19 protein-coding genes and 1 tRNA gene are annotated in these 25,141 nt (G+C 51.3%); 10 read left to right on the top strand and 10 right to left on the bottom strand.

Features of this window, described 5'->3' with window-relative positions:
• Position 1: 1 nt before the first annotated feature.
• The 6 genes from selB to fdnG all read right to left on the bottom strand — a co-directional run bounded on the left by selB (position 2) and on the right by fdnG (position 9,457).
• Positions 2-2,170 (bottom strand): selenocysteine-specific translation elongation factor, encoded by a 2,169-nt coding sequence (gene selB, locus L2725_RS01175; RefSeq protein WP_249247235.1) that lies wholly within the window; start codon positions 2,168-2,170, stop codon positions 2-4.
• Positions 2,171-2,326: 156 nt separating this feature from the next.
• Positions 2,327-3,811: an L-seryl-tRNA(Sec) selenium transferase gene (gene selA / locus L2725_RS01170; protein WP_249247234.1), complete on the bottom strand. Its 1,485-nt coding sequence runs from the start codon at positions 3,809-3,811 to the stop codon at positions 2,327-2,329.
• An 81-nt stretch (positions 3,812-3,892) separates the two neighbouring features.
• Positions 3,893-4,876, bottom strand: coding sequence for a formate dehydrogenase accessory protein FdhE (gene fdhE, locus L2725_RS01165; protein ID WP_249247233.1), 984 nt, complete (start codon positions 4,874-4,876; stop codon positions 3,893-3,895).
• 2 nt (positions 4,877-4,878) lie between these two features.
• Entirely contained in the window at positions 4,879-5,523 is a 645-nt protein-coding gene (locus L2725_RS01160; RefSeq protein ID WP_115137352.1) for a formate dehydrogenase subunit gamma, read from the bottom strand.
• 5 nt (positions 5,524-5,528) lie between these two features.
• Positions 5,529-6,437 carry a formate dehydrogenase subunit beta gene (gene fdxH, locus L2725_RS01155; protein WP_283164152.1) on the bottom strand — a complete coding sequence of 303 codons (909 nt, stop codon included), beginning with the start codon at positions 6,435-6,437 and terminating at the stop codon, positions 5,529-5,531.
• Positions 6,438-6,439: 2 nt separating this feature from the next.
• Positions 6,440-9,457 carry a formate dehydrogenase-N subunit alpha gene (gene fdnG, locus L2725_RS01150; protein ID WP_249247232.1) on the bottom strand — a complete coding sequence of 1,006 codons (3,018 nt, stop codon included), beginning with the start codon at positions 9,455-9,457 and terminating at the stop codon, positions 6,440-6,442.
• 709 nt (positions 9,458-10,166) lie between these two features.
• Here fdnG and L2725_RS01145 point away from each other — a divergent pair.
• Both L2725_RS01145 and L2725_RS01140 read left to right on the top strand, forming a co-directional pair.
• A tRNA-Sec gene (locus L2725_RS01145) sits at positions 10,167-10,261 on the top strand.
• A gap of 243 nt (positions 10,262-10,504) precedes the next feature.
• On the top strand, positions 10,505-12,247 hold the full coding sequence (locus tag L2725_RS01140) for a hypothetical protein (protein ID WP_249247231.1): 1,743 nt from the start codon (positions 10,505-10,507) through the stop codon (positions 12,245-12,247).
• Positions 12,248-12,322: 75 nt separating this feature from the next.
• On the opposite strand, the gene L2725_RS01135 is transcribed toward L2725_RS01140, so the two are convergent.
• Positions 12,323-13,351 (bottom strand): NAD(P)H-quinone oxidoreductase, encoded by a 1,029-nt coding sequence (locus L2725_RS01135; protein WP_249247230.1) that lies wholly within the window; start codon positions 13,349-13,351, stop codon positions 12,323-12,325.
• Between the two features lie 274 nt (positions 13,352-13,625).
• Here L2725_RS01135 and L2725_RS01130 point away from each other — a divergent pair, with 274 nt between their 5' ends.
• The 5 genes from L2725_RS01130 to L2725_RS01110 all read left to right on the top strand — a co-directional run bounded on the left by L2725_RS01130 (position 13,626) and on the right by L2725_RS01110 (position 18,102).
• On the top strand, positions 13,626-15,107 hold the full coding sequence (locus tag L2725_RS01130; protein ID WP_249247229.1) for a tetratricopeptide repeat protein: 1,482 nt from the start codon (positions 13,626-13,628) through the stop codon (positions 15,105-15,107).
• 18 nt (positions 15,108-15,125) lie between these two features.
• On the top strand, positions 15,126-15,914 hold the full coding sequence (locus L2725_RS01125; RefSeq protein ID WP_249247228.1) for an RCC1 domain-containing protein: 789 nt from the start codon (positions 15,126-15,128) through the stop codon (positions 15,912-15,914).
• A gap of 4 nt (positions 15,915-15,918) precedes the next feature.
• A complete protein-coding gene (locus L2725_RS01120; protein ID WP_249247227.1) occupies positions 15,919-16,470 on the top strand; it encodes an SMI1/KNR4 family protein in 552 nt (183 codons plus the stop codon).
• 122 nt (positions 16,471-16,592) lie between these two features.
• The gene (locus tag L2725_RS01115) at positions 16,593-17,600 is read left to right on the top strand and encodes a hypothetical protein (RefSeq protein ID WP_249247226.1); all 1,008 of its coding nucleotides are present in this window, start codon (positions 16,593-16,595) and stop codon (positions 17,598-17,600) included.
• A gap of 172 nt (positions 17,601-17,772) precedes the next feature.
• Positions 17,773-18,102 carry a DUF1801 domain-containing protein gene (locus L2725_RS01110; RefSeq protein WP_249247225.1) on the top strand — a complete coding sequence of 110 codons (330 nt, stop codon included), beginning with the start codon at positions 17,773-17,775 and terminating at the stop codon, positions 18,100-18,102.
• Positions 18,103-18,278: 176 nt separating this feature from the next.
• Here the strand turns inward: L2725_RS01110 and L2725_RS01105 are convergent, their stop codons facing one another.
• Both L2725_RS01105 and L2725_RS01100 read right to left on the bottom strand, forming a co-directional pair.
• Positions 18,279-18,704 carry a GNAT family N-acetyltransferase gene (locus L2725_RS01105; RefSeq protein ID WP_249247224.1) on the bottom strand — a complete coding sequence of 142 codons (426 nt, stop codon included), beginning with the start codon at positions 18,702-18,704 and terminating at the stop codon, positions 18,279-18,281.
• A 189-nt stretch (positions 18,705-18,893) separates the two neighbouring features.
• On the bottom strand, positions 18,894-19,400 hold the full coding sequence (locus tag L2725_RS01100; RefSeq protein WP_249247223.1) for a cytochrome P460 family protein: 507 nt from the start codon (positions 19,398-19,400) through the stop codon (positions 18,894-18,896).
• A gap of 351 nt (positions 19,401-19,751) precedes the next feature.
• Between L2725_RS01100 and L2725_RS01090 the strand changes: the two genes are divergently transcribed.
• The 3 genes from L2725_RS01090 (at position 19,752) to L2725_RS01080 (ending at position 23,678) form a co-directional block, all read left to right on the top strand.
• Complete coding sequence (locus tag L2725_RS01090) at positions 19,752-20,207, top strand: MarR family winged helix-turn-helix transcriptional regulator (protein ID WP_249247219.1); 456 nt, start codon at positions 19,752-19,754, stop codon at positions 20,205-20,207.
• 206 nt (positions 20,208-20,413) lie between these two features.
• Positions 20,414-22,138, top strand: coding sequence for an RluA family pseudouridine synthase (locus L2725_RS01085; protein ID WP_249247218.1), 1,725 nt, complete (start codon positions 20,414-20,416; stop codon positions 22,136-22,138).
• 694 nt (positions 22,139-22,832) lie between these two features.
• Positions 22,833-23,678 (top strand): DUF2306 domain-containing protein, encoded by an 846-nt coding sequence (locus L2725_RS01080; protein ID WP_249247217.1) that lies wholly within the window; start codon positions 22,833-22,835, stop codon positions 23,676-23,678.
• 371 nt (positions 23,679-24,049) lie between these two features.
• On the opposite strand, the gene L2725_RS01075 is transcribed toward L2725_RS01080, so the two are convergent.
• Positions 24,050-24,865 (bottom strand): hypothetical protein, encoded by an 816-nt coding sequence (locus L2725_RS01075; RefSeq protein WP_249247216.1) that lies wholly within the window; start codon positions 24,863-24,865, stop codon positions 24,050-24,052.
• Positions 24,866-25,141 lie beyond the last annotated feature (276 nt).

The raw sequence follows: 25,141 nt of genomic DNA, 5'->3' as shown, positions 1-25,141 counted from the left end.
CTCATATCCCTGTGGAAAGTCCGGTGCTCTGGCCTTCGGCCCTATTAGTTGATAGATGGCCTGAAAGATGGGCTGACATGCTTGCCGCCGCAATGGAAAGATGATTGGGTTCAGGCATCTGTGCCTGCCTGGGTGTTTTTATGGGGCGCAAATACTCAAACAGCTCAGCATCCCGCAAAGTGCGACTGTTGGCCTGGAACAAACGCCGGGTAAAGCCGATACGGTCAAACCACTCCAGCAATTGAATACCCGCCTTACGCCCCATCTGCATTCCGGCGCAAAACTCTGAGGTACTCACAGCATCATGCACTTCAAGGTGGGCCAGGATCATGGCAGCACCCGCTTGCAGGGTATCGCTGAGAATGTATCTGTCTTTAAGCAGCGCACTGATGTAACCCAGCTGCACCAGCTTGTAGCACAGAGCTCTGGCCTGCTTTGGTGTCAGGTTCAAGGGCTCACAGATGTCCGAGGTCCACAGTGGTGTGCGTGACTTAATAAACATCTGCTCCAGGGTCTGCCACAAAAGCAGTTCATCAGCTGACAGGGAAATGGCGTGCCTTGGCAGATGCAACTGCCCCCGGGTCATGGTCAGCTCCCCGGCTGCCAGCTGCTCATCAATGGCCTCATTGACCAGGGCAGCAGGCAGGCCTGAGTGACATACTCTCAGCAAGCGTGCTCGCCCCAGTCCCAACTCATCCGGATTGGACTCATGGTGGGAAGCAATCCGCGCCATCATCTCGGTTTTAAAGCCATCAAACAGAAAACGGCTTACCAGCCAGTCGCCACGACTGACCAGACCTGTACTTTCACCGTGGCCGCTGTCTGCACGTCCGCTGTTGTCATGCTCACGATGAACACTGCCACGATTATCACAACCACAATTATTAAAACCCAAGTGCTGCTGCAGTTCAGCCTCACTCAATTGCCAGCTCCAGGCCTGCATAGCAATAGAAACCGCTTTGCGGCTGCAGCTCACCGTGAGTGCCAGTAAAGGTGTCTTATTGGCTCCCTGAAAACAGGCAGCCAGCTCAGTCAGATACTCAATGCGCTCAGCGGTGCGCTTACCCCGGGTTGGCACCTCCAGCTCCAATACCCGGGCGCCCCCCAACGTCTCGCGACCACAGGCATCGCGCACCACCAACATATCGCCGGCAGCAGGCAGTAAAGCCTGCTCCAGCACCAGCTCTGCCAGATACTCTTTGCGATTGGCAGATGATGTGGTCAAAGGCGCTTCAGACAGCAGGGCGATGCGGCCAAGCTGATGACTGGCGCCATGGTGCAGGTGCACGCTCTGCCAGTGTTTGGGGATAAAACCACTGAGTACCACGGCAAATCGGGATACCGGCTCTGGCATGGCGATAGAACTCAGCCAGTCGCCTCGCTCAATATCATGATCATTGCCGGTCAGGTTCAACGCCACTCTGTCACCGGCCCGGGCAAAATTAGATTCCCGTCCCTGGGCGTGCAGGCCTCTGACCCGCACCTGTTGTTTGTGCGCTCTGTTGTTTGGGCCAGAAGCTGTATTAGCCACATACAGCCTGTCTTCTTTACTCACGCAGCCACTGATCACTGTACCTGTGGCCACCAGGCCTGCGCCTTTTACACTGAATACCCGGTCAAGCACCATACGAAAAGGCGTCGACCCGGCTGTGGTCTGCTCGCTCTCGCTCAGTGTTTGCAAATGCATCTTAAGCTCGGCAATGCCAAAGCCTGTGTGCGCCGAGACAATAAACTCCTGCCGGGATACGCCTTGCAGATTGACGGCATTGGCCAGCCATACACCCAGCTCAATCTGCACTTCGCTGACCCTGTCAGCTGTCACTCTGTCGCACTTGGTCAGGGCAATGGTCAGGCTCTCAAGTGGCATCAAAGAAAGGATCTGCAGATGCTCACGGGTCTGTGGCATGACACCATCATCACAGGCCACCACCAACAAGGCATGTCTGGCATGACTGACGCCACACAGCATATTGTTGATAAACTTTTCGTGGCCCGGCACATCGATAAAAGCCAGACGATTGTCATCACCCAGATCCATAAAGGCATAGCCCAGATCGATGGTCATGCCCCGGCGCTGCTCCTCGGGCAGACGGTCAGCATTCATGCCTGTCAGCGCCTGGATCAGGCTTGTCTTACCGTGGTCCACATGACCTGCTGTGACGATAATCATTGTTTAGCCCCACAATCAGATTGATGAAACTGGTTTTGCCACCCTCTATGTGCAACATGACCAGCTGTTACAATAATCATTGATTGGCCCCGTACTCAGTTTGATGAAACGGGTCTTGCCACCCTCTATGTGCAACATGCCCTGCTGTGACGATAATCATGCTGCCACCTCCCCTTGTCTGTCTGACTCCAATGCAGATGATGGAACACGGGCTTCCCGCCAGCTGCTGAGGCAGGTATAAAGTGCCGCCGCCAGCTCGGTATCATCATCACTGCCGCGCAGATCCAGCCAGAGTTTGCCAGCTCCCAGACGGCCAATGACGGGGATGTTTTGCTGCTTAAAATGACGTTCAAGCGAGGTAAGAGAATCCTGGGGAGAATCAGAGTTCGGCGTAAAACACAGGGCGACAGATTCCAGCAGTACATCCGGCTGAGAACCGCTGCCCACCTGGGTATGACAGGTTTCCAGTGTTACCTGTAAGCCAAATTGCAGATCTTCACAGCTAAGCATCAGCCTTTGTCCCAGCTTCTGCAGCTCACCCAATGGTCGGGACAGCTTACGGAAGATAGGCATCACAGTGTCCAGCTGCTCAGGCCTGCGATATTCAAGCAAGGTGGCTTCCAGTGCCGACAGCACCATTTTGTCGCATCTCAGTGCCCGCTTCAGCGGATGGGACTGCAGCTTGTCGATCAGTGCCTTTTTGCCCACGACCAGCCCCGCCTGAGGGCCGCCCAGGAGTTTGTCACCGGAAAAGCTCACCAGATCTACGCCGTCGCTCAGCATCTGCTGCGGCATGGGCTCACTGGCAAGGCCAAAACGGGACAGCTCGGTCAGCGCGCCACTGCCGAGATCTGAGATAAGCCCAATGCCATTGTCACGGCACAATCCGGCCAGCTCAGCCTCAGAGACCGACTTGGTAAAACCGGCAATATGATAGTTACTGGTGTGCACCTTCATAATGGCAGCCGTGTTTTCAGTAATGGCGCCAGCGTAATCTTTAAGGTGGGTGCGATTAGTACAACCCACCTCCACCAGCTTGCAACCGGCCTGAGCCATAATGTCGGGAATACGGAAGGCGCCGCCAATCTCCACCAGCTCGCCGCGAGACACAATCACCTCTTTGCCCGGAGCAACAGAGGCCAGCATCAGGAGCACTGCGGCGGCATTATTGTTAACCACGCAGCAGGCCTCGGCACCGGTCAGCTCATGCACCAGCTCACTGATACGCGAATCCCTGTGGCCACGTTTACCCGCCCCCATATCAAACTCCAGGGGAACTGGGTGACGCATCACATCGGTTACCGCACTGATGGCAGATTCACACATCTGACTGCGCCCCAGATTGGTGTGCAGCACAGTGCCGGAGAGGTTAATCACAGGGCTTAAACTGTGGCGGCCGGCATTTTCCAGTAACTGCTCCAGCTCGCTGACAAGCACAGCTTCGTCACAACACCAGGCTGGCAGGGTCCCTTGTTTGGCAATTACGCTGCGGGCCGCCGTCAACATTTGGGTCAGTTGCGCTTTCACCTGAGGTTTGCCATAGCGATCAATAAAACTCATCACTTGAGATATCTTCAGCAGGCTATCCATGGCCGGCAGGAGTCTAAACAGGGCGTTGGAAGAGTCGATAGCTTGAGTCATAAGTCTTGGAGAATTGATCTTTCTTTGGGTTAAGAAGAGGAGGCACTGGGTGCCTCCTCAGGTTTTCAGTATTGCTGTTTACTAAGCGTTGGCCGCAGGCTTTTGATCTTCACTGGCTAAGGGCTCTTCACCGGCTAATGGCTCCTCATGGGCCAGCAGCAGAGGGTTGACGGTGGAAGGATGGAATCCTTCCTCAACCAGTTGCTGATCCATCACCATGCTGGCCAGATCATCTACCGCCACTTCCAGGCGCGGATTGATGTCGGTAAACAGCATCTTGGTGTAACCCTTACAGCTGCCACAGCTTTCGATACGCAAAGGTGCCTTGGTTTCGGTTTCTGCCCAGAGATGGATATCCCGGTTATCACCGCAACAGGTACACTCGGCGCGAACTCTGTGCCATTGGGTTTCACACAAACTGCAGTGCAGATAACGCAATCCCTGACGGGGCTGCTCACGCACCACACTGGCTATGGGGTGAGCGCCACACACAGGACACAGCCTGTGATGACCTTCGCCCACTTTGGCCTGTACCTGAGCCACATTTACCGCCCAGTGCGACCAGTAAAGTGACAAAGCTGCCCAGATAAACAGGCTGAAACGGGCAGGAACGCAAGTAAACCGTCCGTCCAGCATCTCTGTCGCCCAGGTTTGCAGCTGCTCAGGTTCCGTGGTTGCCAGCTCCTTCAGCACTTCTTGCACTGAAGGAGTAACCAGCGGCAGCAACTCACTGATAAGCTCCTGCAACCCCGACTGCCAGAAATTGCCCCAGTCGAAACTGGCCGGACTCAGCGGAGTGGAACCAGACAGTTGCAATTGCGGCTGTGGCCCAAACAGGCTTTCAGCGTCAGACGTCTGCGCCAGTCGTGCCTGGGCCCGGGTCAGTAACCTGAGCAGACCAAAGTAATCGGTCAGCACAGTGTCATCCGCCAACTCCTGCAAACGTGCTGCACGACGTGAATACACAGCACCAGGGTTTGCCGGTATCACGGTCAACACATCGGCCGCGTCTTTGGCCAGGGCTTCAGGGTCCAATCCTGTTACAGAAGGGGTTGCAGTGCTCATAATCAGTGTTTTTCCTGCTTAATAATTTTCAGTTCAGGATCGTTCAGCATGTTCGGGTGGTGCTTCTTGCACCAGGCCCGAGATACTGTGCCGTACAACATACCGGCCACAGATCCTTCCACCCAGGTTGCCATCCAGAAGTGCACCATCACGAAGATCAGCATGATCACCGCGCAGATGGCGTGCAGCAGAATGGCCCACTCAATGGTGGAGGCTTCAAAGTAAGGGGCGAAGTATGGCTGCCACATCATGAAACCTGTTACGGTCAGCACGATGGAGGTCACCACGAAGGTGCGGAACAGCACTTTCTGACCCGGGTTGTAGTGGCCAATAGCGGGGATCTTGTCCTCGTTTTCGAACATCACATCCTTGATGGCCAGCATCCACTTCAGGTCGTTCTTTTCCCACTTGTTATGGTGGTAATAGCGCACCAGCATCAACATCAGCGGCAGACACATCATCAAGCCGGCGATAGGATGAACAAAGCGCGCCATCTGTGGTGTACCGGCAATGCCGCCCAACCACTGGAACGATGGAAAGAAGAAGGCAAAGCCCGTCAGGAAAGTCACCAGACCTGTCGCCACAATGAACCAGTGGCAGAGTCGGTCGAACAGTGTATGACGCAAGATCCTTTCATTCTTATGCATATCCGTTACTCCTTGTCTGACTTCTGGTTGTCATCATGGGAGTGGTCATAAGCCGCTGGCTCATCCTCTTCCACAATGTTGCGACCCACGGTAATGCGGTGTGCAATGGCCACAGCAGCGGTGGCAATAATGCCCACAGCGCCCAGAGGCTTAACCACGTCCTGCCACAACTTAACCGGCAGGCTGGTCTTGGGATCAGCAGGCAGGCCATAACTTTCAGGCTGGTTGATGTCGTGCAGAATCATCACCATACCTGTGCCACCGACCCCTTCAGGGTTGTACAGACCGGCATTGGCATAGCCCTTTTCTTTCAGTTGCTTCACCCGCAGATCTGCGTAGAACAACATGTCTTCACGGGTGCCAAAACGCAGCGCGCCGGTAATACAGGTCTTCACGCAGGCTGGTTCCAGGCCGATCTGAGTACGGTCAGCGCACATGGTGCACTTGTACGCCTTCTGATCGATTGGATCCAAACGCGGAATGTTGAACGGACAGGCCGATACGCAATAGCCACAACCGGTACACTTGTCTGAGTCAAAGTCCACGGTGCCGTTACTGCGCTGCACGATGGCGCCTTTGGTCGAACAAGCGGTCAAACAGGCAGGGTCGTCACAGTGCATACATGCAGTGTGCGTGAACTGCCAATGCATCTTGTCGTTCTTCTTGAACTCGTGGAACTTCATCAGCGTCCAGCACTCGGAAGAGAGATCTGCCGGGTTTTGGTAGCTGCCGGAGAACTCGCCGATTGGCGCTCTCAGGTCGTTCCACTCAGAGCAAGCCACCTGACAGGCTTTACAGCCATTACATTTGGTAGCGTCGAACAACTTGGTCATCTTGGCGACCTTGCGGCGCACCTGGGCGGCCGGGGTCAGCTCAGATGTGCCTGAACTTAAAATAATATCTTGTGCAGACATGATCAGATCCCCTTCGCCTTCTCAATGTTGACCAAAAATGCTTTGTACTCAGGTGTTTGCGTATTCGCATCACCCACTTCCGTGGTCAGCACGTTACAGGTAAAGCTCTTGCGGATCAGAGCGTTGTGACTGCCGTGACGTGGCAGACCAATAGTGTGAACCCATTGACCATTCACCTTCAGCGGCTGCAATCGCTGCGTCACCAGAGCTTTGGTTTCCATGGCGCCACGCTTGGAGCTGATGCGTACCCAATCACCGTTATTAATGCCCTTGTCCCTGGCCAATACTTCGTCGATTTCAACAAAGGTTTCCGGCATGGAGATGGCCGCCAGACGACAGTGAGTCGACCAGTAGTTGAAGTGCTCAGTCATAGAGTAAGTGGTACAGACATAAGGGAATTCCTTATTGCTGCCCAGAGTCTCTTTCACGCCCGGCAGCATACGTACTGCAGGGTTGCTGACCACATTCGGGTGCAGTGGGTTGGTACCGATAGGCGATTCCATTGGCTCGTAGTGCTCAGGGAACGGACCTTCAGCCAGCATCTTCAGGGCGAAGAAACGACCCACACCTTCAGGCTGCATCATAAATGGATGGGCAGATTCCTGAGGTGGCAGCTTCATATTGAAGTCGCCTACGTCGATGCCATGCCAGTGACCATCTGTGTACTCCAGGATCATACGCTTCGGATCCCACGGCTTACCGTTCACGTCACAGGAGGCACGGTTGTACAGTACGCGGCGGTTCATCGGCCAGGCGAACGCCCATCCCGGAGTGATACCTTTACCGGATGGATCATGGTTGTCACGACGGGCCATCATGTTGCCGGCTTCAGTCCAACAACCTGAGTAGATCCAGCAACCACATTCAGTGCTGCCGTCATCCTTCAGCTGAGTGAAGTTATCCAGCTGACGACCTGTGGCGATATCCTTACCGTTCAGCTCCTTGGCAACCTCTTCCCCATGTGGGAAAGATGGCGTGTGGTAATCCCACTTAATGGCTTCAATCGGCTCAGGCAACTTACCGCCTTCATCCTTATACATCTGCTTCAGAGTCAGCATGATGCCGGACAAGATCTCTGCATCTGGCTTGGACTCACCCGGTGGGTTGGCGCCCTTCCAGTGCCACTGCATCCAGCGACCTGAGTTAACGATACAACCCTCTTCCTCGGCGAACAGCGTGGTTGGCAGACGGAAGACTTCAGTCTGGATAGACGCAGGATTCACTTCGTTGAACTGATCAGCGTGCTGCCAGAAAGTCGCGGTCTCGGTAGCCAGCGGGTCCAGTACCACCAGGTACTTCAGATTGCTCAGCGCCTTGAGTACCTTGTTGCGATTTGGCTGGGAGTTAATACAGTTCACGCCCTGTACAAACAGACCATTCACCTGACCGTGGTACATCATGTCCAGATGTTTGGTGTAGTCGTACTGCAGGTCCCACTTTGGCAGCCAGTCGTAGCCAAAATCGTTTTCCTTGGTCGCGTACTTACCCCAGAAACTCTTCATCTGAGAGACAAAGAACTTGGGGTAGTGCTGCCAGTAGTTGGTCTGACCCGGACGCAGCGGCACAGGCGTGTAGTTGCGCAGGTAAGTCTCAAGGTTCACGTCATTGTCGTTTGGCAGCTTAAGGTAACCTGGCAAGCCCTGACACAGCAGACCCATGTCGGTGGCGCCCTGTACGTTGGAGTGACCACGCAGTGCGTTTACACCGCCACCCAGCACACCAATGTTGCCCAGCAGCAACTGAATCATCGCCATACTGCGAATGTTCTGCGCCCCCTTGGTATGGTGGGTCCAGCCCAGTGCATACATAAAGGTGGCAACGCGATCGTGAGTATGGGTCGAACCAATCACTTCACACACGGCCTGGTAGTCTTCTACCTTGGTGCCAGTGATGTTACTGACGGTATCAAAGTCATAGCGATCAACATGCTTCTTCAGCAGGTTCCACACACAACGTGGGTGCTGATAGCTTGGGTCGACCTTGGCAAAGCCTTCCCCGTCCAGCTCATAGAACCAGGATTCTTTGTTATAGGTGCCGGTTTCTTCATCGAAACCACTGAACAGACCATCATTGAATTCAAAATCTTCACGCACAATAAAGCTGGCGTTGGTATAAGCCTTCACATAGTCGTGGTTTACCTGATCTGTCTCGATCAGATAACGGATCACACCCAGCAGGAAGGCGATATCTGTGCCGCTGCGCAGTGGCGCGTACACATCAGCCAGAGAGGCACTGCGGGTAAAGCGTGGATCTACGACTACAAGCTTGGCATCGTTATGCTGCATCGCTTCTGACACCCAGCCAAAGCCGACGGGATGCGCTTCTGCAGCGTTGCCGCCCATAATGATGGCGACGTTGGTGTTTTTGATGTCGATCCAGTGGTTGGTCATGGCACCGCGCCCAAATGTTGGAGCAAGACTTGCTACCGTAGGGGCGTGTCAGTTACGAGCAATGGTATCGATGGCAACAAGGCCAGTGGCACGGGCAAACTTATGGGTAATAAAGCCGCCTTCGTTCGGCTGCGCCGAAGAGGTCATCATGCCTGTGGTCAACCAGCGGTTTACAGTAGTACCGGCTTCGTTGGTTTCGATCAGGTTGGCGTCGCGGTCGTCTTTCATATGACGGGCGATACGTGAGTAAGCTTCCTGCCAGCTGATGCGTTTCCATTCATTGGTACCCGGCTCACGCACTTCAGGGTACTGATTACGGTTGGGACTGTTTACATAGTCCACCAGACCGGCACCTTTAGGGCACAGGGCGCCACGGTTAACCGGGTTATCAACATCCCCTTCAATGTGGAAAATACTCTGCTCAGAGTTTTTGCCCACAGTGCCGTGGCTGTACATCAACAAACCACAACCTACTGAGCAATAACAGCAGTTATTACGGGTTTCTTTCGCTCTTAATAATTTATACTCACGGGGCGCGGCCATGGCCTCACCGGGCATCATGCCCAGCGCGGCGATTGCCGACGTCGTCGCTCCGCAGGCACACAGTTTAAAAAACTGTCGTCTGTCCATCTCGAGTCGCCTCACACTAGATTATTATCTGCACTTTCAGTTTTCACCGATTGCAACATCATTTTTCGCTGTCGGCATCTTGGTCGCCGACAACGGCCGAAGTATCAGAAAACAAACTCAAAATAACAATTTATCCGTGACGACTTAGATCACACTAAAAACCAAACAGCACAAGCAGCCACCATAGACCACTAAAACCAAGATCAAACACCGACACAACAAGCCAAAACCAGTCAATTAAACCATTTAAAACCACCAAAACAGATTGCGACACAATGACCTAGCATATAGGTAAATAATGTCCCAAAACAGAATGTTAAGCGTCAGCTAATGCAGACAAGTCAGTTTCACAAGGGTGAAAAAGTGAAAGCGGCCAAAGACAGGTATTTGCAGCAGATATCCGACATAAATCATCACAACAAGCCAGATCTTGTCAGATACCTAAAAAGTCACAAACAGGCCAAATGGACAAAATGACGCAAATTGGTAAATTTTGAACCAGGCATTTATTGACCACTTTTAAGAAAGGCAGAGCAAACGTTAACCACCCAAGCGGATTTATCAGGGCGTCAATAATGAACAAAAGCACTTTGCCAGGCCGCCGACACCCGGCACAAAAAGTGTAACCACTGTCTCAAAAACCAATAATGACAGCATATTGCACTTGTCAGCCACCCGTTAAGTTATTTAGTATCCGCTGCGTTCAAAGGGAAGAACGTCGTCTCCGGTGAGGCGTCCGGACTTCAAATCCGGGTGGGGCTGCCAGCAGTCCCGGGCAGGTTCAACTCCTGTGTTCTTCCGCCAAACTCCTTTTAAACACCCAATAATAACCCGCCACCTTATTCCCCAATAAAAGACAAGGCGTCAGCCTTTGCCGTCGGACTTCGGCTGAAAACCTGATTTTATTCAGGCTTAAACAAGCGTCATTTGCCGACTTTGTTGAAGCATTTCACAAATTCTCCAGCCAGATTCATACCGGCCTCTCCAATTCCGGTGCATTCGGCTAATCTGCCCCGGTTTATTTCAGGCTCGTAGTAAGGATGACCAATGCACCATTGCGGTAACGCTCTCTATCTTCAGGATAAATTTTGTACTCAGTGCGGAGAGGGGATTCAGGAAACCAGAAAACTGCTGACACTGACAGATCTTGAACCTGAGCTGCTGACTGACCTGAGTCAGTCCTGCCCGGATGCCAAAGTATTTACCGGTCGTCTCACCCGTAGCTTTCATTACAAACGCCACAACACGGGCGGTAACGACAGCATCACTTACTCCTACTGGTGGATCACTCTGGAAAGCACCGAGGGTGAAATCAAACAGATCAGCATCAATGCCGAGAATAAGGCTTTTAATAGTTTAAAGGTCGGCGATGTCATCACCCTGCTTGAGCCAACCAGTATCTCCCTGACTTACAAATTGAACAGCGCCGCCAAGGGCATAGTGACCAACGACCAACTGGCTGGCGGGGTGATACTACACAATGATGATGGTCAGGTATCCACCATGACCAATCACTATGACTGCAGTAAGCCCAGTATTGTCGGCACATTCTTTTTCGGCCTGCTGCTGGCCTTTATTGCCACGGCCATTGTGGCAGGCGTGTCTGACCTGGGTGACGGCTCCATTGTGATGGGTATCTTTATCAGTATCGCCTGCATGGTTCCCTGGTATAACGCCAGCCTGAACAACTTCCATAAATGCCATGCCCGCAAAGAAAGCATTAAAGCGACCATCGCCAAAATACTTGAGGTCAGCAAATACCAACTGGGCTTTCACCGAGTGGAGCGCCCAAGCCTGGACGACGATATCTTCTGCGCAGGTTGTGAGTCGCGCATTCAGGCGAATCTTGGCTACTGTCCCCACTGCGGCGAGAGCCAGTCATCCCCGGCCAAAGTGTTGCAAGCCCAGCCAGACCTGGAAGCTGAGTTTGACACAGTTTCTAATATGGATGCGGAGATGAGTGCTGACACGAGTGTCGCTATGAGCGCCACCGCAGATACGCAACTACAAGTGTGCGAAACCGAACCAGAGGCGCAGACACCAGCCCGCAAGAGTATCCGCGAGATGCGTCTGGAGAAGATGAAAGAGTTTTACGTCTCCCACAAACAGGACTTTATCTACCGCTACGTACTGCGAACCAATGAGAAATTTGATGGCAGTGCCTGGTGCTATATGGTGCAGGTGACCGATCGCAACATGAATACCAGCGTCAGCGATGTAACCCATACAGAAACCATTCGTACCGACTATAAGAATCGATACGGTAATGTAGTGGATTCGAAATATGAAACCCACAGCTATCGCGTTAGGGATTCCAAGCTGAATGGCAAGATTACCGTGGAAGATGAACTGGGCGAAGTCTTCGAGCAGTGGTTGCCAGAATCACTGATGAGCCATACCGATGTGGGCGATTATCTGCTGATAGGCTACTCACGCAGAGAGCGAAACGACAGATACCGACGTTATGGCGAGTACTACTACAACATCAGCAAGGGTCGCTGGGAGATGCCTGAGTCTATCCATGAATATGGTGAGACCAGTATGTGGGCCAAGTTTATTGTGTTTTTGGCAGCGGCCGGTTGCAGCGCACTGGCTTACTACACCCGTCAATGGGAACTGCCAACAGGATTGTTTGGTGCGTTTATCACAGCTGTTTTCGTCAAGTCCTGGTTAACAGACAAGGCCAACAACGCAAATGCCCACGAGCTGATCAAGCCGATTATGGATACCCTGTACCGGGTCCGGGATAACAAGCAGGAGATCCTGGCTTATCTGGCCAAGCTGAAGTAACGCTTTGTTCCACTGAATATAAAGACCCAGATGAATTGCCATCTGGGTCTTTTTGATTTTTACGACCCGCTGCATTTACAAGGTCAACACTATCTTGCCTCTGTGCTGCCCTGACTCCATCAGAGTGTGAGCTTTGGCCACGTCTGCAAGAGGAAAGCTGGCATAAATTGGCAGCAACTCAGTGTTACCCGCCAGGGTTGGCCAGAACGTCTGTTCAAGTTGTTTGGCAATCTCCGCCTTGGCCGCATCCGATTGCGGTCTCAGCGTTGAACCGGTCCAGGTGATGCGCTTGGCCATTAAGCGGAAAATCTCTATCTCAGCAGTACGTGACTGCTGCATCGCCACAGACACAATACGGCCATCGGTATTGAGTGCCTTCAGGCTCAGATTCACCATACCGCCTCCGGCCTGATCCAGCACCAGATCCACTCCGCCCTCCGTGCTGGCACTGGCTCGGGCACTAGCAGTGACTTTCAGGATCTGCTCCAATAGCTCTTCATCTTTATAGTTAAGAGCGGCATCAGCGCCCAGCTGCAGGCAGTAAGCGCACTTGTCACTGCTGCCACAGGTCACTATTACTCTGGCCCCCAGCGCTTTACCCACCAAAATAGCGCTGCTGCCAATACCGCCGCTGCCGCCATGCACCAGTAAAGTTTCGCCCATTCGCAGCCGACCACGAATGACCAGATTGCCCCATACGGTAAACAGCGCCTCAGGCAATACCGCCGCGTGCTGCATATCCATCCCTTCAGGCACTGGCAGACAGTGGTCGCCATGGGTCAACACATACTCGCCATAGCCGCCACCCGGTACCAGGGCACAGACTTTGTCACCCAATTGCCAGCGACTAACGCCCTGACCTGTCGCAACGACCTCTCCTGCCACTTCAAGCCCCAGAACCGGACTGGCGTTTGGCGGCGCGGGGTATACCCCTTTACGTTGGGCGATATCCGGCCCATTAACCCCGGCGGCGTGAACCTTAATCAGTACCTGATTGGTATCGGGGCTGGGCACAGTGCTTGAGGCTAACGTCATCTCTTCCGGTGAGCATCCCGGCGTGAATTGAATATGTTGAAAAGTCTCTGGCAAATTGAAAGCCTGCATCACTGCTCCTTGAGTTAATTAGGGTCTGTTGACCTTTGAAGATGGCTTTTGCGCCTTTATCGTTGTTTTATACAAAGCAACGCGATTGTGGTGCAGTTTAGCCCTATCAACCTAGACGGTTATCCGATGTCACCCATCCCCGGTCACTTGCTACTATAAAGATTGACTCGTTTTCAGACCAGATGGCGCCGGCTTTGATAAAGCAGGTTGCTGGATTGAAGGCTCATAATCAGCCGGCAACGGCGAACACCAGGACGGGAAGACAGGGAACAAGATGTTTGAAAAAGCAGTGAGTCGCGCGTTATGGGTTTACCTGCTGCTCTCAGTAGTAGGTTGCGCCTCAATTGAAGAGCAGCAGCAAAAACTGGATCAGCAAATTGAAGCCTATTACCAACTGGAAAACCCAACTCAGGCTCAGCGGGACGAGATCAAACAAGAGCTGGAAAGCACCGAACACCGCAGCGCTTGGGCAACGGCGGTGTTGGCAGGAATCTATAACCATGAGTCGGCAACTCAGGAAGAGAAAGCCAGAGTCTTACCCCTGTATGAACAGGCGATTGAGCTGGGATATAGAATCCCAAACACCATCGCTTTCGTTGCCAATCAGCACCTTAAAGGTACGCTACCCAATGCCGACAAAGTTAAGGGCCTGCACTACCTCAGGTTAGCCGCCAACCTGGAAAATGAGTGGGCGAAAATCCAGATGGCAACCCTTTACATGGAGGGCGCCCCGGATATCAAACTGCCGCCCATGCATAAAAATGCCTCACACTATATTGCCGCGGATCACACCAACTTTATGGCCTGGCATTGCCTGAACATATACAGCTATCGTTTATCCAAAACCTGTGTGGAGTATCTGCTTGCAGCTGAAAATGACGACCACCAAAGTCGTAATGTGATGTTGGGACTGGGAGTGATTTATGCCAATGGCTGGCAGGTGGAACCAAATGAACAACTGGCAGCCAAATACTATTCGAAGGCTACCGAGCTGGGGCTACCTCAGGGGCGCTGGTTATTGACAGAACTCTATCTCAATTCTGATAACAATGACGAGCAGCAACAAGGCGTCGCCCTGTTGCAACAAATTGCCAATCAGCAAGATGATTATGCCCTCTCCGCCCGCGCCAGGTTGGCGCAGTATATGTTCAAGCAGGGACAATATTCAGCAGCCTATGAATATGCATCTCAGGCAGAACGTTCGGCCGACGTCATGTATCAGCTGCATCAGCATTATCAACAGGGACTGGGGGTAATGGCTGACCCGGACAAAGCCCAGGCTTATCTGTTGTCGGCGGCTAACTATGGTCATACTCAGGCGATATTTGATCTTTACTCAACAGCTGAGCTCAAGGAGTCGGTGAGGCGCAGATTCATTGAAATTGCTGCGCAGAATCATAATCAGGATGCCGCGGTATGGATGAAAGACAAGGCTAAAGAACAGCCGGTTCATGAGCAATATCTGGTTTGGCTGACCGAAGCGGCACTGCTTGGCGATAAAGAGTCCCAACACACTATCGCTCAGTATTACCAATTCAGATTCAGCAATCCCGCCTATGCCCAAAACTGGCAACACAGCGCCAATGACACCGAAAATAATGCGGCAGCCAATAATCTGAGTGCCATCCCTTCCCCGGTCGTCCCATTGCCCAGCGGCAAATTGCTCGATGATGGCTCATTTATAATCCCGGAACATCACCAGCTTCTCCCGAACGGAAACAATAGTGTGCTGCAGGGCAATATCAGTCACGCCTAGCGTACTCATTGCGGCTGGGTGATTGAACGAAAAACCGGTCAAGTCGGCGTCATAGTCGATACCCGTCAGCGTGATTGCATCCCCAGCGATCAAGACCTGGAGCCCTTGCTTGAATTCGGTGTCCGCGACCTGACCCATAACCGGGCGGCCTCCGCAGCCATACTCAACAATGGTCAGCTGATCAGTTGGGGCTCCAGATTAATGGGCGGGTATTTAGTTGACGAAGCCCTCTGGCAGGACAAACGGGCTCCTTCATGGAAAGAGCTGCTGGCCATCTATCATGATTTGGAAAAGGATGTTGCCTCTGTCAGCGCCATGGAATCAAGCCTGCTGGCACTGACTGCCGATGGCAATATATGGCAATGGGGTGTGAATGGCGGCAGCTATCTGATCCCGGGCAAATATAGCCAATTACTGGGTGGCTATATCAGCAGAGACGCCTGTGGAGTGACCACGACAGGCGGCCTAAATTGCTGGCACCAGAACACGCCTATGCAACCAATAACACTGATGACCGAAGGGGTAAAAACAGTCCGCTCGGCACCTCGTCTTGGCAGTGGCTATGGTTTTGTTGTGATGAGCATATCGGACGATGGGCAACTGTCCGTATGGAATATTTACTACAACATGATAGACGCCGATCAGGCGCTGATGAATGATCCTGAAATCAATCGCTTTACCTGGAGTGATCTGAGACCCAGTGGCAGCGAGGATCAGTCAATGCTGGCAACCCGAAGTGATGGTCGCACCTATCGCTTTTATTACCCGAAAAACCTCGATATCACCCGTTACCGGTTGGAGAGATAACCCGATGACACATGAGATAAAGTGGCTGTGTGAACAAGTTAAATGGGCTGAAATTGATGAAGACAGTGGTGAAAACGCAGATGTTTACCTGTCCAGCGATGACGAATTGGACGCTCTGGAGAAGTTTGCCGGCGCGCCGCTACCAAAGGACTATCGCTGGTTAATGAAGCACTATGGCATGCGTAGCTTCGTCGACGATGAGCGGGTAAATATCAGAATAAACGGCATTTCACTATCGTTTCTGGCTCACTTCAGCGACGCCAGAGATACCTTATATGCGTCGGAATTGTATTCAGGTAGCGATGACAAGCGAATTCCGCCACAGACACTGGTAATTGCAGACTCATTGTCACGGGATCTGCTGGTGATGGGTTTATCAGAACAGAGCTATGGAAAAATCTATTACATCAGTAGCTGGAAGCCCTGGGGTGCATTTGACGATGAAGACTATATGGTCAAACTGGCAGATTCTTTTAACCAACTCCTCACCATGGTCGTTGAAAACCACTCCCCCGAGGAACCGGACTTTAATATTCCTGACGATAAGATTCTCTGAATAACTTAGCCGGAGAAAGCTCCAAACAAACTTGAACAAAATCAACAAAGAACACACTTGCAATTAACAATTGTTAGGCACACTATCTATCCACTCAAGACACAAACAAAAGGAAATTGACTGTGCCCAGCATGCTTACAGAGCAAGTTCAGCTCGGATTTGATATCGCCACCAGTGTTACCATTATTGGCGCTTTAATTTCATGGAGTTTAGAGAGTCGTCGGCGCGCATCGAAAGAACGTCAGCTGGGCTTGAATGAGCAAGCACGGGTTGCTTCGCTGGAGAAGGTGCAAACCATCCTCAGCGAATTTGAAACCAGCTTCAGCGATATGGTGCAGTCCTGCACCCAATTCACCAGCCCAATACGCCGTCGGGTCAATACTCAAAGTGAATCGCCATTTGCTGCGCTGGAACGCTACCTGACCAACCGTCCCGGAGAAATTGATAAACTGGTTGAGTCCCTCGAACAAATCCGCCACCACGTGGACATTTATTACGAAGCTATCCAAAAGCGCAGATACTCTTTGGTTCCTGTGCTCGACTCTCTGTCCGGTGGTGAAAAGTTCCTCACTGCGCTGCAGCAGGACATCCGGGAAATAGGCCATGCCCACGACAGTATCAACACTGGCTATGTGGCGCTGTTAAAAGAGTTTCACCAACTCACTCAATATGCCAATTCGCTATTGGAGTCTGCACCACAGGATGTTGAAGACTCAGAGAAAGTCGATTTACTGATGAATGATGGGTCATTTATCAGTCGCTCCTACGCCCTGTTAGCCGATGCTGACTATGACAAATGGGTGGACAGTTTTGTTCCATCAGGCAAAGAGCCTGAATTCCGGGAGCGCCGGGACAACAACACACTGACAGACAACACTCAGCTTTTAGTGCATATCAACATCAACCTGGCAGGTAACCTGATACGCAATCAACAACGCCTGTATGCACAAATACTCTGGCTGGCTTGCAAGCAGGTATCCTCCGCCCAGGTTGAGTGCAAAGATATTTTGATAAAGCTCAGTGCCCTGACCCACAAATTGATGGCCAATAATGAAGAAACCCAACTGGAAGACATCATTAAGCTATATGAGTCAGATGAGTACTTTGGACGAACCAGCTCTGTGCGTTAACTATCGCTGGTGATGTTAATCCCCCTGACTAAAGCCGAGCGTCTGACGCTGTTAATTTGCCTTCAGCGCCCGGCTTATACCTGGGTTATCCGACAGTAATAGATTGTTGGGTGATTGTTTTTGGCCAACAACCAAAGACAATAGACAGACCACTTAAAGGACTCATCGGATTATGACGACTCAACCTCTGGACCTGTTACCCCTGGCGGATCAGCTGGAAGCCTTTATTCAGGAATCTGTTCCCAATGCCTCTCGCGTCAGCAAGTATGGTGGCACCCTGTTTACCCTCAAGCCTGAATTGAAAGAGGGCCAGTTCTGTGGCGTGTTTATCTATGCTGCCCATGTGCAGGTGTCTATCAGCCATGGTATGCAACTGGATGACCCGAAAAAGCTGCTGCTGGGCACAGGCAAAACCCGCCGTCATATCAACTTCAAATCCATTAATGAGGTGGATTTTGACGCCCTTAAACACTTGCTGATCCAAGCGTCAGAGTTCAAGTAGCCTGCGCCCTTGTAATTAAGGTCCCAGTCGCAGTTACACCGCCCGGCTTACTGTGTCAGCCCATCTTGTATTGGCTTTCCCAATCTTCGACTGAGTTCAGCAAACAAGTATCCTGACCAGAATCTTTGCTGTTGAGAGGAGAGCGCAGTGCCGGAATGCGGCGAAGGTAGCTGTTATCAACTTAGTGGAAGTTGCATATTAATCAGCCCCTTAGCTTCAGAGGTCCGAATAAAACCTTTTGATTCATAGAGTTTAATTGCGGGATTTTCACTGAACACGTTTAAAGCCAAGTTGGCAGATCCACGTTGGCGGGCATGCTTAATCACCAAATCCATGCACCTGGACCCCATACCTTTCCCCTGCAATTCGGGCAGTATCTGCAGGTCCCACAGTAAAGTCGTGTCATCACTATACTTCAGACAAACAATACCGATACGCTCGTTGTCTGCATAAATGTCATAGTTATCCAACGCTTCCCAGCCAACCAAAAACCCTTGGTGATCCCATACTTTCCCGCGAGCCTGATAGTAAGTGTCCATATTTGCTTTGGCGAGGCGTTCCGCAAACAAGGGATCAGAGCTTTTGACTAACGTCACTTCCATCCATTTTCTCCTATCAGTCTCTGGTCGGCGGACTGATCCTGCGCCAGTAAGCTGGATAGTTGATACCGCCCCCAGTAGCAATACAGAACAGGGATTGCTTTTTCAATAGACCAATAGCGATATAAAACCTACACCATCTCTGTTAGCGTCGGTTGGCCGCTAAGTTTCCAATCTGCTTTATCCGCCTGCTCAGTTACCCAAATGCTCAATGGAGAACAGAAAGTCAGATTGAGTCAAAGGGGCATGACAGGCGCGGCAGGCATCCAGATTTTTCTTTGCCAGTTCGCCATTGGGTTTGTAAGTCGCAAAATCCCAGTCGCCGGTATGAAGATTGAAATTGGGAGCTTGTCCGTCACCAAAACCGGGCTGCTTTTCCATCACGGCGACCAGTAGCAGTTTATCTTTAACTCTGCGCCCCAGAGCGCTGGTGACCACCTTGCCCTGCTGATCCTTCTTCACTGAGTAGATCTCGGCCACCAATACTGAACCCTGGTCCAGGCCGCCAGAGCTGTTCGTCCCTTTCATAGCCACATCGTTGGCAAACAGACGAATAAACTGATCCGGGTTTTGGGTGCGGTCCAGAGAAAGGTATTCAGTGAACCCTTGCTGATAATTATCGGGAAACGCGACTTTATCATTGGCTGTCAACTGCATAGGCATAAATGCCAAAACCACCATTATTTTGAAAAGTTTCATTTTTAACTCCTCACAAAAATAGTTCGTATACATACTGTATGCATACAAATTAAATTGCAACCCAATCTCAGCCTATCTACAATGAACCTCGACCATCTAATTATCAGGGTCTATTGACCTTTGAAGATGGTTTTTGCAGCTCTTTGTCGTTGTTTTATACAAAGCAACGCGATTGTGGTGTAGTTGTTCTACATAAATGAGCGTTAATGCATTAGAAAGCGACGACAAACGCTGCCCGAAGGGCTCGGCTATACGCACTTTACTCTTTGTTGCAAGGTATTTGCTTAGGCCCACTAGGCGGCACACCTTGCGTCGCGATTAAAGCGCGTCTATCTCGAGCAAAATTCAACCATGAAAGGTCAACAGACCCTGAGGCCATCCCAATTGCCCACAAACGCTGCCCGCCTGGACGACCAACTTTGCTTTGCGCTTTACACGGCTTCCAACAAACTCACGGCCATGTACCGCCCTATTCTTGAATCAATGGGCTTAACCTATCCGCAATTTGTGGTGATGATGGCGCTGTGGGAAACCGACAATATCTCCATTACCCAACTGGCCCAGCGCGCCAGCCAGAGCAAGGCAACCATGACCCCTTTACTGAAAAAGCTTGAGGCGAAATCACTGGTTAGATTGAAACGTTTGGCAGGTAATGAAAGGCAGAAGAATGTTACCCTGACTGATGAAGGCAAGGCATTGGCAACCAAGAGCGTCAGTGCCACAGAAAGTGCATTTTGTGCCACCGGCTTGTCACTGCAGGAGGCGATATCGGTTATCGAGACATGTAATAAGATTGGACAAAAATAACTGCCGAGGTGCACTCACGGTCACATTTGGCCCTCCCAGCCCGATGCTTCCCCCTCAGGTAGCGGTAAGAGTTTGAGAAGCTTGAGTTAAAATTCGCCCCCATTCCCAGTATGCTTTCGCATCAACAATTCGCCACAGACAGAGATGCGATTCCTGACCTAAACGGGTAAAATCGCGCGTCCAAGTGTCGCTGATAGAAGTTTGCCATGCACCACCCCAACGCCTTATTCACCCGTTTTAAAACAGATGTCGAGCAGCTGACACTGCCCGCTGCGTTCACTTACCCCTTCTTTTATCAGCCTCATGAGCTGTGTGAAATTGCGGCGCATGAACTGCAGAACTATCTGTTAACCCGGGCTGACTGGCTGTTGGAATTTGGCGTACCTTCCGAAGCTGAAAAAGATGCGAGCGAAGAGGCAAACGAGGAAGAAAACACACCAGGCGGCATGGGTAAGATGTTTGGAGTATTACTGGTTCGCTCCCCTCAGGGCGAACTTGGGTATTTCAGCGCGTTTTCGGGCAAGGTCTCAAACCAAAACCTGCACCCACACTTTGTCCCCCCTGTGTTTGATATGCTCACCGAAATGAGCTTCTTCCACCGGGAGCAGCAGACCATTACCGAGATCAGCCAGGAGATAAGATCCCTGTCTGGTGATCCTCGTATTAACCAACTAAAAGCAAAGCTCAGCCAGTTCATCGCTGAATATCAAAGCTGCGAGCAGCGTCAGCGTCTGAAGATGATTGAGGGTCGCGCCGCGCGCAAACTGCAAAGGCAAAATGCCCAGGCTGAGCTAACAGGCGAGGCATTGCAAACTGCGCTGGATGCACTGGCAGTGCAGAGTGTCGCCGAGAAAAATGAACTCAAATACCTGAAGCTGGAGTGGGATGAAAAGATAGCCGCCATTCAAGCAAAGCTAGCTGCCTTGACCACTGCCATAGAGACGCTTAAAGCGCAGCGCAAGCTGTTATCAAACACCCTTCAAAATAAGCTGTTTGAGCAATATCAGTTCGCCAATGCCCTCGGGGAGCACAAGTCACTCCGGGCTATCTTTGCAGCCAGTGCAAACCCTGCCCCGCCCGCCGGTGCCGGCGAGTGCGCCGCGCCCAAACTATTGCAATACGCCTATCTGCATGGCTATACGCCGCTGGCCATGGCCGAGTTTTGGTGGGGCACCTCACCCAAGTCTGAAGTCAGACAGCACAAAAAGTTCTACCCTTCCTGCCATGGCAAATGTCACCCGATCCTCAGCTATATGCTGCTGGGGTTAGAGGTCGACCCGAATCCGCTGAAACAGAACTGGGGAGAAGACAAGCCTCTGAAGGTGCTCTATCAGGATGACGCGATCGTGGTAGTTAACAAACCGTCAGGCTTACTGTCTGTACCGGGAAAAGCCGTGCAGGACTCAGCCTACACCCGGGTTCAGGCGTTATTCCCGGACGTCGAAGGCCCGTTTGTGCTGCACCGCCTGGATATGGCGACATCAGGCCTGTTGGTATTTGCCCTGACCCGCCGCGCCAACAAGAGCTTGCAGCAGCAATTTATTAGCCGTGGGGTGGAGAAGCGTTATATCGCCACAGTGGAAGGTGTCATCACGCAGAGCGAAGGCGAAATTAACCTGCCAATGCGGGGCGATCCCGACGACAGGCCAAGACAGTTGGTGTGCTTTGAACACGGCAAACCAGCCACCACCTATTGGCAGTTAATTGAAGTGAAAGACGGCCGCAGCAAACTTTATATGCACCCCAAAACAGGCCGCACCCATCAACTGCGGGTGCATTGCGCCCACCATATGGGACTGAATATGCCCATGGTCGGCGACGGCCTGTATGGCGAACAAGACTCACGCCTGCACCTGCATGCAGAGCAGCTGGCCTTCGACCACCCGTATACGAAAGAGCGGATGACGTTTAGCGCACCCTGTGAGTTTTGAGTTATAGCCAAGCTTCGCTTGGCATTTGGATGAAGCCTCTGGTGAGGCTTTCCGCCAAATGGCGGGAGGGACTATGCCAAGCTTCGCTTGGCCGAAGATAGTGGGCTTCCAGCCCACACCCGGGCAGAAGGCTTTGCTCGCCCAACAAATACATCCCTGTACAACGGCCAGTTCGGCATCCATGCCTCTCGCTCATAAACACGCTTGCCACCGGCAAGCATTCGCCCTCTCACCCCCAAGGGCGCCCCAACCGAAGTTGTCACCCATCGTGATTAGCTTGCAATGGACGCGACCAGTGTCGAATCACCATCCATGGCTCAGCGGCACTTACGCTGCCATCCATGACAGCGCCCGCTATTTCAACCTAATCCCTCCGGCAAATTCGGATGGGGACTTGGTGCAATCTGTAAGCACTGCGGACTGATTAACCCTTATCTATCTCTCTGATTCTCTTTTCTGCTAACCGGGCTATAACTGTGAGAAAGATTACGAACGTGTTTGGTATGAAACCTAAGCTAACAATTAAGCGGCTTACCGCCATAGCCCGATATAAATCCCCTGTGTCATAGTGGTTATTTCACTGCGCCAGAGTGTATGTCCGAGCCCATGTTGTATTGGCATCCCCAATTTGCGGTTCCCTGAGGCGCGGCAAGTGCACCCAGGGAGAGTGCACTGATATAAAGAGGGGAATGCTATGTCAGATCTATCCACGACTGCGGAAAGTCATGCACAGCGCGACGCAGAAACAAATTCATCCATAAACTGGCTGGGTTGGTCGGCCAAAATCTGGTTTTTGGTCACCGCTATCGGCCAGTGGCTGTTTGTCGCCTATATCGCCGGATACTACGGCTCCCGTTTTGCCGCCTACGGCGTCGATGGCTTTGAAGAAACCCGTCTGGCCAATGGCTTTATTACAGGCGACAGTGTCGGCAATAACATGCTGGCCCTGCATATCCTGGGTGCAGGCCTGATTATCGCTGCTGGACAGTTGCAACTTATGCCCAATATCCGCAGTAAAATCCCCCGAATCCACAGATACAGCGGCTGGTTTTACATCATCGCCTCGATCATCGTCAGTATGGCTGGCACCTATCTGACCTGGGCCAGAGAGCGGGCCATCGGCTCAGCCGTACAGGACATAGGTACCACAACCAGCGGCGTTCTGGTCGTCGCCTTCGCCGCCCTCGGGCTTTACTATGCCATCAACGAAGACTTCGCCTCCCACCGCCGCTGGATGCTGCGCCTGTTTATGGTGGTTAGTGCCGTCTGGTTTTTAAGGTTGATGACCTACGGCTGGTTTATGACAACCGGTGGCATAGGGATTGACACCAAAACCTTCAGCGGCCCCTTCCTGGAAATTGTCAGCTACGCCCAGTTTGTGATCCCACTCGCTGGATTGCAGCTTTATTTCTGGGCACAGAAGTCCAAGAGTCGCCTGGCAGCAAACTTTAGCGCAGCCGTGATTCTGCTGCTGACATCTGCCATGGCTATTGGGATATTTGCCGTTGGGGGGTCATGGATATCGAGGATGATGGCATGACGGCCGGGCAGGATGGCAAAGCTCCGCTTTGCAGAAGATCGAAGCCTTCCAGGCTTCACCCGGGTCAGGGGTGTTGCTTGTCCAACACCCCTAACAACCCCAAGGACACCCCAACCGAAGTTGTCACCCATCGAAAAATGCCTTCAATTAACGCAAACGCCACCGATTCCACATCCCTGTGTCAGCGGTGGCTGTCCCGTCATCCATGACGGAACTTGCTATTGAATCCATTTCCCTCCGGCAACTTCAGACGGGGACTTGGTGCAATCTTCAGCCAAGGTGCAATTAATTAACAACAAAAACACAGTACACCAGCAGCAAGCAGCCAACAATTCGTTGAGGTGTATAACAAAGATAAGTCGGGCACACTGTTAGCAATTCTGCTTGAAAGACTTGTTAACTGGATTATTTACCCTATCAACTTGGTGCTGATACAAATCAAGCCAACTTTTACGTCCTTGCATTAATAATATATGATTTCTATCCCTCATAAGAAATTTAGCACTCGACTCACTCTTAATTATCCGCCTAACTTCAGTAGCCGCATGCCCTGGAGAAATGTTGTCATCAAACATAAGAAGATGAAAGACTATAGGCCCAATTATTATCATTCTAAGAGTATAGCCAGATGCGCCTCTAACCTTCCCATAGCAGATACGTATTAAAAACGGATTTAGTTTATGTGAACCAGCTGATAACTTTAAAAAGCTCTCTTTATTAATACCTGAGTTCTCTAAAACTTCCGGCGCTACCATTTGCGCAACGATGGAGATATTGTTCTTCTTGGGAGACTCACTTCCATTTAAAATAAATGGTATGTATTTTTCAAACAGATGCTTGTGTACACCATCGGTTCGAGATGAGTTGAACGATACCTTTAATAACCACCTAAGTAAAAGATCATAATCATATGTGAAAGATAAATGGTTTTTCACATAGTTCTGAACAAATACTCCTGAGTCTTGCAAAAACATTTTTGAGTATTCATCTAAGTCACTAAGAACGCCATTATTACATGTCCCACAAACGTCTTTAATTTTAAATTCGCCGCCAACCATTTTTTGAGCCACTTCATTCCAACCAGTAACTCTATTTTCCAACTCCTTCTGGAAGTTATACATATATGCAGGAACTATATGCTCCCTAGTTAACACATCTTTATTTCCACAGTATTGACAATTAGACATATTTTAAATCCGAATAATCTTTGTACAACGTGACTGCGTGGTTAATTGAATAAAACAGACTGTTTATCGCGAATTAAATTTCTTCGCGACTACACAATCTATCTGTTTTAGCCACAATGAAGTTTTCGAGATCCAAATAACCCGAGATGTAGTGTTACCTCGTTATTGCATTCAAACCCAACGGATAGACACTATCACTAAGAGCATGAAATTTATAGAATTTATTTGGACCTAGCTAAATAAGTACTCCAAATTGTGCTAAACATGTAGTGAATC

The sequence above is a fragment of the Shewanella corallii genome (genome assembly GCF_023349125.1).
GTDB classification, from domain to species: Bacteria; Pseudomonadota; Gammaproteobacteria; order Enterobacterales; family Shewanellaceae; genus Shewanella; species Shewanella corallii.
This window is presented reverse-complemented; position numbering and strand designations above follow the sequence as displayed.

Excerpts from the sequence above, each read along its gene's own strand:
- selB (WP_249247235.1), bottom strand. The coding sequence starts at position 2,170 with ATGATTATCGTCACAGCAGGTCATGTGGACCACGGTAAGACAAGCCTG.
- selA (WP_249247234.1), bottom strand. The coding sequence starts at position 3,811 with ATGACTCAAGCTATCGACTCTTCCAACGCCCTGTTTAGACTCCTGCCG.
- fdhE (WP_249247233.1), bottom strand. The coding sequence starts at position 4,876 with ATGAGCACTGCAACCCCTTCTGTAACAGGATTGGACCCTGAAGCCCTG.
- L2725_RS01160 (WP_115137352.1), bottom strand. The coding sequence starts at position 5,523 with ATGCATAAGAATGAAAGGATCTTGCGTCATACACTGTTCGACCGACTC.
- fdxH (WP_283164152.1), bottom strand. The coding sequence starts at position 6,437 with ATGTCTGCACAAGATATTATTTTAAGTTCAGGCACATCTGAGCTGACC.
- L2725_RS01140 (WP_249247231.1), top strand. The coding sequence starts at position 10,505 with ATGCACCATTGCGGTAACGCTCTCTATCTTCAGGATAAATTTTGTACT.
- L2725_RS01135 (WP_249247230.1), bottom strand. The coding sequence starts at position 13,351 with ATGCAGGCTTTCAATTTGCCAGAGACTTTTCAACATATTCAATTCACG.
- L2725_RS01130 (WP_249247229.1), top strand. The coding sequence starts at position 13,626 with ATGTTTGAAAAAGCAGTGAGTCGCGCGTTATGGGTTTACCTGCTGCTC.
- L2725_RS01120 (WP_249247227.1), top strand. The coding sequence starts at position 15,919 with ATGACACATGAGATAAAGTGGCTGTGTGAACAAGTTAAATGGGCTGAA.
- L2725_RS01110 (WP_249247225.1), top strand. The coding sequence starts at position 17,773 with ATGACGACTCAACCTCTGGACCTGTTACCCCTGGCGGATCAGCTGGAA.
- L2725_RS01105 (WP_249247224.1), bottom strand. The coding sequence starts at position 18,704 with ATGGAAGTGACGTTAGTCAAAAGCTCTGATCCCTTGTTTGCGGAACGC.
- L2725_RS01100 (WP_249247223.1), bottom strand. The coding sequence starts at position 19,400 with ATGAAACTTTTCAAAATAATGGTGGTTTTGGCATTTATGCCTATGCAG.
- L2725_RS01090 (WP_249247219.1), top strand. The coding sequence starts at position 19,752 with ATGAAAGGTCAACAGACCCTGAGGCCATCCCAATTGCCCACAAACGCT.
- L2725_RS01085 (WP_249247218.1), top strand. The coding sequence starts at position 20,414 with ATGCACCACCCCAACGCCTTATTCACCCGTTTTAAAACAGATGTCGAG.
- L2725_RS01080 (WP_249247217.1), top strand. The coding sequence starts at position 22,833 with ATGTCAGATCTATCCACGACTGCGGAAAGTCATGCACAGCGCGACGCA.
- L2725_RS01075 (WP_249247216.1), bottom strand. The coding sequence starts at position 24,865 with ATGTCTAATTGTCAATACTGTGGAAATAAAGATGTGTTAACTAGGGAG.